This window comes from Mesorhizobium sp. WSM4847 (assembly GCF_055811335.1).
Genome location: NZ_JBVVPY010000032.1, coordinates 56,806 through 67,176 on the forward strand (window position 1 = coordinate 56,806; position 10,371 = coordinate 67,176).

Consider the following 10,371-nt stretch of genomic DNA (forward strand, 5'->3'; position numbering starts at 1 on the left):
TGCTGGACAGAACCTGATCGCCGGTGAGTGGATTAACGGCGCACCGCGCGCCTGTTTATTCGTCGCCGACGATGCCAGAGTCCCCGTCGCCGTCGTTGGAAAACCCTGGCATGATGTCGCCCGCGAGCAGCTTCTCCTTCGAGAGAAGGCCGGAGTCCTCGAGCGCCCCGAAGTCAGGAAGATCGCGCAAGGTTTCAAGCCCATACTCCAACAGGAACTCTCGGGTCGTGACATAGGTATAGGGGGCGCCTGGCTGCGGCGCGCGCGGGCCGGAAGCGACGAAGCCAAAGCTGCGCAGATTGCCGATCAGATCGCGGCTGATTTCCTTGCCGAAGAAGGATGACAGCTCGGCGCGCGTGATCGGCTGGAAATACGCAATCGTCATCAGGACCAGCAACTCGGACTGCGTGAGGTCGACCGCGCGTTCGTCGGCGCCGACGGCCGTACGGATGGCATCGGCATAGGCCGGCCGCGTCAGATGCTTCCAGCCGCCGGCGACCGCGACAAGGTCATAGGGGCGACCGCGCAGTTCCTCGCGGATGTCGGCGATGAGCAGGTCGAGGTTGCACTCTCGTCCAACCACCCGCGCGAGGACACTCCGTGTCACCGGCTCGCTCGCGGCAAAGACGGTGGCCTCGACGCGATGCATCCATTCGCGCCAGCGAACTTCCGGCCGCAGATGATCCAGCTCCCGGTCAAACAGCTGGTCAGCTGGTCGCCGTTCGCCTGATCGACGGTCATCTGACCGGATCCCTCCTCGCCTGCGTGCTGCTTCGGCCATTTCCTAAAGCCCGTAGATGCGAAAGGTCGGCCGGCCGGACAGTTCGCGGATGGCGCCGAGATCGACCAGCCTATCGAACAGGCGACGCAGGCCACGATCACTGATGCCCGCGATCTTCTCCGTGGCGACGATCGCGTCTTCGCACAACAGCTTTTCGACGACCGTGTCCGCCGCCTTGGCCCTGAGTTTCGGGGCGGCGGCGAGTAGCTTATCCGCCCTGCGCCCGAGCTCAGCGGAAAGGTCGATGGCACGCAGTGCGGCGCGCGCCTGGGCGGCGAGCAGACTTTTTGTCCGGTCAGATTCCGGTTCGAAGCCCGCAGCCGGAGAAGCGGTTGCCGATCGGCGCGAACGACTGGCGCCGATACCCGCAACCATCTCCGTACCCAGCAAAGGGATTGCGCGCGTCCAGCCCAGCCGCTGCGCCAGCAGCGCGTCGGCGAGCCAGGCTCCGAGGATACGCCCGAAGCCATGTCGTTCGGCGGCCCTGAACGCGCCGGTCAGCATGCCAACGGCGCCCTCGGTCGCCGCAAGCTGCCGAAGATCGTCCACCAGATCGCTGACCGCCTCGTCGTCGCGGGCGTGACCGATTTCCTCCAGAACCTTCACGATGCTCGCCGCGGACACCAACTCCTCGGCGGGATCGGCTGCCAGACGTTGCCAAGCCAGCAGTACCCTGCCCCCCGGCCCGACATCGTCGCCCGGGCGTGTGAGCAGCACGGCGTCGCGCAGCGCGCTTTCATCCTCGACGCGCCCCGCTTGCCGTGCCGTGACCGCAGCCGCCGAAAGCGCCAGACGCTGCCGCCAGGCGCCGGCCCACCGCTCCTGCCGGCGGATCGCCGCATCGAGCGCGCCGATGGCGGCGCCAAAAGCAATCGCAGTGTCCTCAAGGATTTGCGACGTCTCGATTGCCCGACGCAGCCAGCTCGGGATGGGGATTGCTGACGCGGCCACAGTGGCGCCGGGCAGCGGCCCCCGAGGGCCCGGCGAGGGTTTCGAGCGAAGAATCATCGCGAGTAGCATGAATCAGCGCGGCGCTTTTGGCAACCGAATTGGGCAAAATCCGCCCCGCCTGTCGACATCGTTTTATGTCCGGTAACCTTCCATTATCGGACATGTGCTGATAGGCTTGCAAATCATGGAAAATCCCCCATCCAAACCCGCCAAAAGCGATCTCCCGGCCGCCCATCCGCTCGACGGCGACCCTCTCGAGGGCGAGCTGCCCGACATCGTCGACCTCGTCATGGAAATGGGCCAGCCCACACACCGCGTCCCGGCGCACGTCGAGGATCTGGTCGAGACCGCCAGGGACTATGCCGACAACGCCAGCTCGGAGAACACGCGCGACGCCTACGCCAAGGATTGGAAGCACTTCACCTCCTGGTGCCGGCGCAATGGCTTCGATCCCCTGCCCCCGGATTCCAAGGTCATCGGGCTCTATATCAGCGCTTGCGCCGCCGGCGGCGCGAAGCTCGGTGCCCCAGCTCTGTCCGTTTCGACGATCGAGCGCCGTCTCTCCGGCCTTTCCTGGAATTTTACGCAGCGCGGCCTCTCCATGGACCGGTCCGATCGCCACATCGCCACCGTGCTCGCCGGTATCCGGCGCAAACACGCAAAGCCGCCGCGCGTGAAGGAGGCCGTGCTCGGCGACGATCTTATCGCGATGATCGCCACGCTCGGCCACGATCTGAGGGGCCTGCGCGACCGGGCGATCCTGCTGCTCGGCTTCGCCGGCGGACTGCGCCGCTCCGAGATCGTCGGTCTCGACGTCGCCCGGGAGAAGCACAGTGACGGCGCCGGTTGGATCGAGATATTTCCGGACAAGGGCGTGCTGGTGACCCTGAGCGGCAAAACGGGCTGGCGCGAGGTCGAGGTCGGTCGCGGCTCCAGCGATCACACCTGCCCCGTGGTGGCGCTCGAGACCTGGATCAAGTACGGCCGCATTGCACGCGGCCCCCTCTTCCGCCGCATCTTCAAGGACAACAAGACCGTCGACGTCGAGCGGCTCTCCGACAAGCATGTCGCCCGCCTGGTCAAGCAGACGGTGCTTGCCGCCGGTATCCGGTCTGATCTGCCGGACGCAGATCGCGGCCTGCTCTTCGCCGGCCATTCGCTGCGATCCGGGCTCGCTTCGTCGGCCGAGATCGAGGAGCGCTATGTCCAGAAGCAGCTCGGCCATGCATCAGCGGAGATGACCCGCAAATATCAGCGCCGGCGCGATCGATTCCGGACCAACCTCACCAAGGCGTCCGGGCTCTGACAAGCCCCCTCCCCTCCCCCGGTCGGAGCCACCTCACGGTGCTCCCGGAGAGCAGGATTTTCACCTTAGCGCTTCAATTGAAATCGGGAAGTAAAACCGACATCGGCGCCGGCGAGCGGGTCAGGCGCTCGTCGAGCCGCGCCAAGGCCTCGGTCGCGCGGGAAACCGGCCCGATCAGGGTTTTTAGGGACAAAAGACCGATGTCGTAAGCCATTGTTTTCATGATGGCTGATTCGCGTTAGTCAAGCTATCCGGCACTTAAGGCTGACTTGCAGGAGATTTTCTCGCGCACGATTGTCGCTATCGATAATCACCTCTTATCGATAGTGATTGTTTTTGCGGCGCAAATCAGCCAGAATCGCCCTCCAGCCCGGACGACAATCGGGACGGGGAAAATTCGCCAAATCGCGCGGCGCCTTCGCCTTCGCCTTTGCGCCGACCGGGCCGGGCGTCGCCTACTTCGTACAAATCTCTCTCGGCCGCGAGATCGAGCTCCTGGCCGGCCCCGTAGTCGATCCCGACTACCGCCCCAACAGCGTCGACCATCTCTTCGAGCCGACCTGAGTTCTCGCGATTCCGCTGCCGAGGCGCAGCAGCTCGCAGGTCCAGTCTACCGGCTGCGCGGCCGCGTCGGCGGCGGCATCGTTCACATGAGGAGGCTCTTGCACATGAGGAGTTTCTTGGCGCCCCTGGCGCGCATCGGCAAGGAACAGCGCGAGGCAAGCCGTCGGTGGATGCGCGCCTGCCAAGGCCCGTACCAGACCAAAAACTGCGCCGTGCGGAGGCGCTCGATGCGCTGGATTCGGTGCTGCCATTCGACCGGCGCGATTTTCTAGCCAAAATCCTCACCTCGACGATGTCGCCACACTGCGCCATCTCGCCAAAGAAGGCATCGGCGAGAATTCCCTGCGCGCCCTGGCCTCAGATCTCGGTTACCAAGAAGCATGATCTCTGGCTTCGGCGGGCTCATCCCTGCCGGCCGACGCCGGAGGTACTGCTGATAGAATTCATCGCCCATCACCTGTGGGATCGCAAAGCGTGAGACCGACGTTTCGCACGGTCAGAAGACGTGACCGCGGCGTTGAGGTCGGCCAAACTGTTTCGTGTCGATGGACCGCACGCGCCGTACGCCGGCGTCTGTCCAGCTGGTCGACGCTGACCAAATGGCGCGCTCCTAGGTAAAATTCAACGCGCCGGGACTGCAGAGCGCGATCAAGTTGGCGGTGCGCGCCAGCGCCCGCCCCCGCGGCCGCCGCAGAAAGGCGGTGACCGCCGATGTTTTGACAGCCTCTTCAACACCTGCGCCGGCGACCGTCTCGTCGACGTGCGCGACCGCGCCCTTCTCATCACCGCCTTTGCCTCCGGCGGCCGCCGCCGCAGCGAAATTGCTTCGCTCCGGTTTGAGCAGATTGTCGAAGAAGAGCCGGTATCCACCGATCCCAAGTCTCCCGACGGCGAAAAACTCCCGCGCCTGTCGATCCGGCTCGGCCGGACTAAGACGACACAAGCCGACAGCGACGCCTTCGTGCTGCTCGTCGGCCGGCCGGTGACAGTGCTACAATTGTGGCTCGAATGCGCCGGGATCACCGAGGGCGCCGTGATCCGCGGCATCGATCGCTGGGGCAATCTCGAAAAACGCGCGCTGGCGCCGCAAGCCGTCAATCTAATCCTCAAGCGCCGCATCGCCGAGGCCGGGTTTGATCCGATGGCGTTTTCCGCCCACGGCCTGCGCTCCGGCTATCTCACCGAAACCGCCCATCGCGGCATTCCGCTGCCGGAAGCCATGCAGCAGTCGCAGCACCGCTCGGTGCAACAGGCGTCCAACTACTACAATGACGCCGAGCGCACGCTCGGGCGGGCGGCGCGGATAATCGTCTGACTCGCAGATCGATCCGACACACCACAGTTTGCGGCGTCAGCTCCAGGACAATTGATTCCGAGGCAGCCGCGCTTGCCGTCGGCGTGCGCGGCGACCTGTCGGCAAGGCGAACGGGGCCCCCTCCCGTTACGCGCCAAACAGCCGTCGGTCCCAGTAGACGGGCTGGTGCAGACTTGTCTGAATCCTTGAAAACTCCGAATGCGCCGGGTTGATCAGCACATTGCAATCGAGACGCGCCACGACACTCGGCACCAGCAGGATGACGCTGCGCCGGTCTAAACACCAGGTTTCGCCGAATCCCTGGCTCACCGTCGCCCGCATCGTGTCCCAGCCGGGCAGCGACGGCTGGGAAAAGACCTCGTAGCTCAGTCCGCGCGGGATTGTGACTTCGATGTAGTGCTGGTCGGGCGGCAGGCGGCCGCTGCCATGCACCAGCTTTTCCAACAGGGTCGTCGAATAGTGCTCGCTGGTGTAGATGATAGGACTTCCGGGCGTGTTCCACCGCCCTGGCGCGATTGTCGAGCCGGTCGCGTCGAAGATCGGGTAGGTGCCGGCCGGATCGCCGATACGAAAGGACGATAGAGTGCGATCGAGAATCTGCGCCGTCACGCAGCACTGCCGTACTTCAGACCTGCGAGAATATCGACCACCATTTCGGCACCGAACTCGCTCATGATAACGACGTCGATCGGCCGCTTGTCCTCAATCATCGGGTGCGGCCGAAACAGGAAATCGCGCGCGTCCTCTTCGTTCTGCCAGACATCGACAGCAAAACCCCAGACGCGCGCCACGCGGGCCAATCGTGTGCCCTCGTCCGATGAGAGACGATGTACCATCTTACGCCGCTCGTAGGTCGCCTTGGGGATCAGCCGGTATTTGAACTGAGCATCGCCAGGCGCCAGAAGATGCGCAACGCGCTCGAGCGCCCCAATGGGAAGTCCATGCTCGATCCGGGAGATCAGCCCGAAAGGCGACCGCGCCGCCACCTCTTTGACGGGCAGCCCCAACACGTCGGCGACGTTTTCGAACGCTAGCATTTCACCCTCCATTCCATGTGAGGCAATATATAGCCTCACTTGGTGCGTCATGCAAGCGCCGCATCAGCGCGTGTCGTAAGCAGATGAGTTCTCCAGATTCGGTAGCACGTGAGTTGTCCGGTTTTCGCCAGCGCATGGAGGCCGGGAATGAAACGGACAGCATGGCTACAGGGCCGGAGAATGCAGAAGTTTGTAGAGGTTTTGAGCCGCTGGAATGGCGGCGATCTTTCGATGATGTAGGCAGCCGAGTTGCTTGGCATGTCGGAGCGGCAATTTCGCCCGCGACCGTTACAAGAGGCTGGGGAAGTTGGGTTGCTCGACCGGCGTTTGGGCAAGATTTCGGCCCGTCGAGTGCCTGCCGAAGCGATTGAAGAGAGGAGGCAGCGCACCTGCGATTATCTCACGCACCATGCAATGCGATCGAGAGGACCTATCTGGACCAAACTCGAGTAGCGAAAGCAATGGGCTTTTGAGATAAGGTTGGGACGCGATGGCATTGAGCGAATAGAGCGATAACCGGGAACCGAACCAATCCACAGAAATATTTTGTTGGTATTTTTGTTGGCTAGTCTTGCTATAGCGGAGTCCTAACCCTTTGGAAACAGAGCGAGTTTTCCATCGCTTGGATTCCGCCTCTGGCACCATTTTTCCAATGCAATTTCAGTAGGTTGCGCATGACGCCCGCTTCACTGAAATCGGTTGGGGAAATTCAGGTCGCCGTGTTGCGGGAGGTTGCGTAGCGGTTCTCGGCGACCTCAAATCATTTTTTCCGGCGCCCGACAGGGCCGGCACTGGCGAAACTGTTTGCTCGCACTGGGCGAATGACGGATTTGATTTGCTTGGTGATCCCCTATCCTTAGGGCAAACTGCCCGTTGGGGCTCCAGGAGGCGAAATGAGAGCACGCGCAGCAACGGTTGGAGATCTGGAAAGTGTTTTCCGTGATCTGTCCAAGCGGATATCGGACGAGTACGTCGCGGCCGGCAAGGACAGCAAGATCGCCTACGACAATCTGATGATGAACTTGAAGGAAGGCCGTGCTCATGCGCTCGTGCAGGGCGAAAAAACCGTAGCGCTCATCGCCTGGCACGAGAATAGCGACGCTGCCGATACGCTGTTCGCCGCGCAGGAAGATTTCTTCAGCGCCGCGACCGTTCGCTTCTGCAAGCGGCACATTCGCCATATCCAGGCGCTTGCAGGCAACCTCCCCATTCACTCGCGCAGCTGGCTCCAGAGACCGGACGTCGCAAAATGGTTCCGGATAATCGGCTATGTCGAGCGGGGCCAGAAGAATGGCGCCCATCTGTTCGAACTGCCGCCGGCTCCCGCCGCCTGACAAATCTCGGCGGGCTGCGAAACGCTGCCGCAACCGGTAGCCACGTTCGGGGCCGATGCTCTAGCCAAAAAGGCCCGCCGCTCCATTTGCGAAGCGGCGAGGCTCGATATTCGGGAACGACTTCCGGGCCGTTGCCCCGGCATTGCTTACTGTGCAATTCAGGTGCCAGACGGGTTGACCGATAATGGGACACCGCACCGGGAAAAGCGCGAACCATCTTCCGCGATCACACCACTGCCATGCCGCGCCATTCCTTGCTATGTTTGCTCGCGGCGGACCTGATTTCCGCTTGGCCGGCGCCCATCAGGCAATCTACCCCAACGCCCCCCCAAAGTGGCGCCGGCCACTCTTCACCACCAACCCAATCTTCGCCGCCGGCCCAATCTTGGCCAACGGCCCAATCTTCGCCACCGGCAATTTCACGCGCGGTCAGGCCGAAGCCAGGACAGCGGTTCTTAATCCGCCTCCAGAACGGCGGCCCTTCATGACAAAACGCCCTGACTGGCGATTCCAGTGCGACAGATCGCCTGGAACGGCAGCACGATCCGACCTGAAGCGCGTCGCGTTTGACCGGCGACGCGCTTCAGGTTGTTGTTTTTTTGCATGTCGTTACCGCAAAACCGCTGCACACTTTTGCGCGACATGCATTAAATCCAAAAAGACGGTAGCAAGCCGCGGCCAGAAAGTGTTGAAGACCGTGCCGATGGCATTGACGCGTCGCGATCCGGTTGCACTCGGCAAGGCTTGATGATTTGTTGCCGCTTCAAGGAGAATGAATGATGCACGAGCCTGCCGGTCAAGACGAATATGGGTCGGCCAGCCCCTTCGACCCGGACGACCTGACGACGTTGAACGTGATGGGTCCGGGTGTGGCCAGCAACGATTTCGAGAAATACGCGGTCGCCGTGATCATCGTGTTCGGCGCCCTCATCATTGGCGGCTTGATGGCCGCAAACCTTGCCCTGGGGCACCGTAACGGCTTCCTGTACGCGCTTGGCGGCGCCACCGCGGCGTGGATATCGGGAAATGCGCTGCTGCTCGATCGGCCGCGTATCTATGCCTTGTTCGTCGGCATCGCGGCGGTGATGCTGATTGCGTCCACCATAACGCTGGTCATCTGACCGAAAGAAATTAATATCCGATCGCCTCGCCGGACGCGGCGCGGCTGTCGATGGCGCCATTGTAGCGGGCGCCGCCGCCCTTTTCGATCTCGGCCAGGCTCTTGCCGCCGACCAGGATACCGGCCGCCTGACCCCAGGTCGCATCGGTGACGTCGAGGCGGTAGCCCATCCCGGCAAGCAGTTTTTCGGTATCGGGCGACAGGCCGAACGGTTCGACATAGACCGTGTCGGGCAGCCATTGGTGATGGATGCGCGGCGCGTCGATCGCCTCCTGGATGTTCATGCCGTGATCGACGACATTGACGATCGCTGCCAGCGTGATGGTGATGATGCGCGATCCGCCGGGGCTGCCGATAACCATGAACGGCTTGCCGTCCTTGGCGACGATGGTCGGGCTCATCGACGACAGCGGCGTCTTCCTCGGGGCGATCGCATTCGCCTCGCCCTGGACGAGGCCGTAGAGATTGGGCACGCCCGGTTTCTGGGTGAAATCGTCCATCTCGTTGTTGAGCAGGATGCCGGTGCCGTCGGCGACGACGGCGGCGCCGAACGAGCCGTTCAGCGTATAGGTCACCGCGACGGCGTTGCCGTCATTGTCGACGATCGAATAATGCGTCGTCTCCTGGCTCTCGCCAAAACCCTTCGGCATCAGATCCTGCGACACGCCGGCCCGGAACGGATCGATCTTTTCGCGGATTTCTTTCGCATAGTTCTTGTCGAGCAGCTTTTCGACCGGATTGTCGACGAAGTCGGGATCGCCGAGCGCCGAATTGCGGTCGACATAGGCATGGCGCATCGCCTCGACCATGACTTTGATGGTTTCGGCAGAACCCGCGCCGAGATAGGACAGCGGATAGAATTCCAGCACGTTGAGTATCTCGCAAATGATGACGCCGCCCGAGCTCGGCGGCGGCGAGGAGGAGATCTCATAGCCGCGGTAATTGCAGGTCACCGGCTCGAGCTCGCGGACCGCGTAGGTCTCGAAATCCGCCTTGGCCAGAATGCCGCCCTTCTGCGCGCTCGCCTTGACGATGCCGTCGGCGATCGGTCCTTTGTAGAAGGCATCACGACCTCGTTCCGAGATGGCCGAGAGCGAGGCGGCGAGATCGGCCTGGACAAGGCGCTCGCCGACGGCATAGGGCTTGCCGTCAGGCTTCAGGAAGATGGCGGCCGCGGCCGGGTCCTTGGCCAGCCGCGCGGCGCCGCCTTCGAGCGAGGCGACATCGCCCTGCTCCAGCACAAAACCATCCCTGGCATAGCGGATGGCCGGCGCCATCAAGTCCTGCCGCGTCAGCGTGCCGAATTTTTCCCGTGCGGTCTCGAAGCCTGCCACCGAGCCCGGCACGCCGACAGCGAGATAGCCGTCGAGGCTGGCGCCTTTCACCGGCTTGCCGTCCTTGTCGAGATACATGGTTTTCGTCGAGGCGAGCGGCGCGCGCTCGCGGAAATCGAGGAACGTCGAGCGGCCGTCCTTGAAGCGGATGGTCATGAAGCCGCCACCGCCGATATTGCCGGCGTTTGGATAGACCACAGCCAGTGCGTAGCCGACGGCGACTGCGGCATCGACGGCGTTGCCGCCCTTCTTCAGCACCTCGACGCCGACTTCAGACGCCAGATGCTGGGCGGTCACCACCATGCCATGCTCGCCCTTCGCCGGCTGCGGCGAGGCGGCTAATGCGGCCGCCAGCGGCGCAAAGGTCAAGGTGAGGGAAAGACTGAGTGCGATTAGGGTGCGGCGGTGCATGGCCGTTCTCCGGGGCGTGGGATGCGCCTAGAAAAGCCGTTTGGAGCGGGCGAGTCTACTGACAATAAAGAAGATTTCGCCGGGCTTGCACGCCTGCGCCGGTTCGGTTCGTAACCACCGTTGCGATCTTCGGCGGATGTGACGGCATGGATCCTAGGTGTTTGATCCCGGACTTTAATGGCGCATCATTGCCGTCCGAATCAAAGGATGCGCTATGG

General features: G+C 62.8%; 10 protein-coding genes and 2 pseudogenes. 5 read left to right on the forward strand and 7 right to left on the reverse strand.

All coding sequences use genetic code 11. The features are described 5' to 3' along the window. Positions 1 to 55: 55 nt before the first annotated feature. Positions 56 to 781, reverse strand: coding sequence for an SMC-Scp complex subunit ScpB (gene scpB, locus AC0L28_RS31135; RefSeq protein ID WP_473482176.1), 726 nt, complete (start codon positions 779 to 781; stop codon positions 56 to 58). Between the two features lie 3 nt (positions 782 to 784). Then, entirely contained in the window at positions 785 to 1,789 is a 1,005-nt protein-coding gene (locus tag AC0L28_RS31140) for a DUF1403 family protein (RefSeq protein WP_473482178.1), read from the reverse strand. Between the two features lie 127 nt (positions 1,790 to 1,916). Between AC0L28_RS31140 and AC0L28_RS31145 the strand changes: the two genes are divergently transcribed. Beyond that, positions 1,917 to 3,038, forward strand: coding sequence for a tyrosine-type recombinase/integrase (locus AC0L28_RS31145; protein ID WP_473482180.1), 1,122 nt, complete (start codon positions 1,917 to 1,919; stop codon positions 3,036 to 3,038). Between the two features lie 109 nt (positions 3,039 to 3,147). On the opposite strand, the pseudogene AC0L28_RS31150 reads toward AC0L28_RS31145, so the two are convergent. Beyond that, a pseudogene (locus AC0L28_RS31150) lies at positions 3,148 to 3,252 on the reverse strand (RHE_PE00001 family protein); the annotation flags it as partial. 122 nt (positions 3,253 to 3,374) lie between these two features. Between AC0L28_RS31150 and AC0L28_RS31155 the strand changes: the two are divergent. After that, entirely contained in the window at positions 3,375 to 3,602 is a 228-nt protein-coding gene (locus tag AC0L28_RS31155) for a hypothetical protein (RefSeq protein ID WP_473482182.1), read from the forward strand. Positions 3,603 to 3,780: 178 nt separating this feature from the next. After that, positions 3,781 to 4,917 (forward strand): annotated as a pseudogene (locus AC0L28_RS31160) (tyrosine-type recombinase/integrase). Positions 4,918 to 5,043: 126 nt separating this feature from the next. Here the strand turns inward: AC0L28_RS31160 and AC0L28_RS31165 are convergent. Beyond that, positions 5,044 to 5,526, reverse strand: coding sequence for an RES family NAD+ phosphorylase (locus tag AC0L28_RS31165; protein ID WP_473482184.1), 483 nt, complete (start codon positions 5,524 to 5,526; stop codon positions 5,044 to 5,046). After that, on the reverse strand, positions 5,523 to 5,954 hold the full coding sequence (locus AC0L28_RS31170; protein ID WP_473482186.1) for an antitoxin Xre-like helix-turn-helix domain-containing protein: 432 nt from the start codon (positions 5,952 to 5,954) through the stop codon (positions 5,523 to 5,525). The genes AC0L28_RS31165 and AC0L28_RS31170 overlap by 4 nt, the downstream gene beginning before the upstream one ends. An 893-nt stretch (positions 5,955 to 6,847) precedes the next feature. Between AC0L28_RS31170 and AC0L28_RS31175 the strand changes: the two genes are divergently transcribed. Then, positions 6,848 to 7,288: a hypothetical protein gene (locus AC0L28_RS31175; RefSeq protein WP_023803281.1), complete on the forward strand. Its 441-nt coding sequence runs from the start codon at positions 6,848 to 6,850 to the stop codon at positions 7,286 to 7,288. Between the two features lie 482 nt (positions 7,289 to 7,770). On the opposite strand, the gene AC0L28_RS31180 is transcribed toward AC0L28_RS31175, so the two are convergent. Next, complete coding sequence (locus AC0L28_RS31180) at positions 7,771 to 7,932, reverse strand: hypothetical protein (RefSeq protein ID WP_287290533.1); 162 nt, start codon at positions 7,930 to 7,932, stop codon at positions 7,771 to 7,773. A gap of 132 nt (positions 7,933 to 8,064) precedes the next feature. Between AC0L28_RS31180 and AC0L28_RS31185 the strand changes: the two genes are divergently transcribed. Beyond that, positions 8,065 to 8,409, forward strand: coding sequence for a hypothetical protein (locus tag AC0L28_RS31185; protein WP_036263803.1), 345 nt, complete (start codon positions 8,065 to 8,067; stop codon positions 8,407 to 8,409). A 10-nt stretch (positions 8,410 to 8,419) separates the two neighbouring features. Here the strand turns inward: AC0L28_RS31185 and ggt are convergent, their stop codons facing one another. Continuing rightward, positions 8,420 to 10,153: a gamma-glutamyltransferase gene (ggt, locus tag AC0L28_RS31190; protein WP_473482189.1), complete on the reverse strand. Its 1,734-nt coding sequence runs from the start codon at positions 10,151 to 10,153 to the stop codon at positions 8,420 to 8,422. Positions 10,154 to 10,371 lie beyond the last annotated feature (218 nt).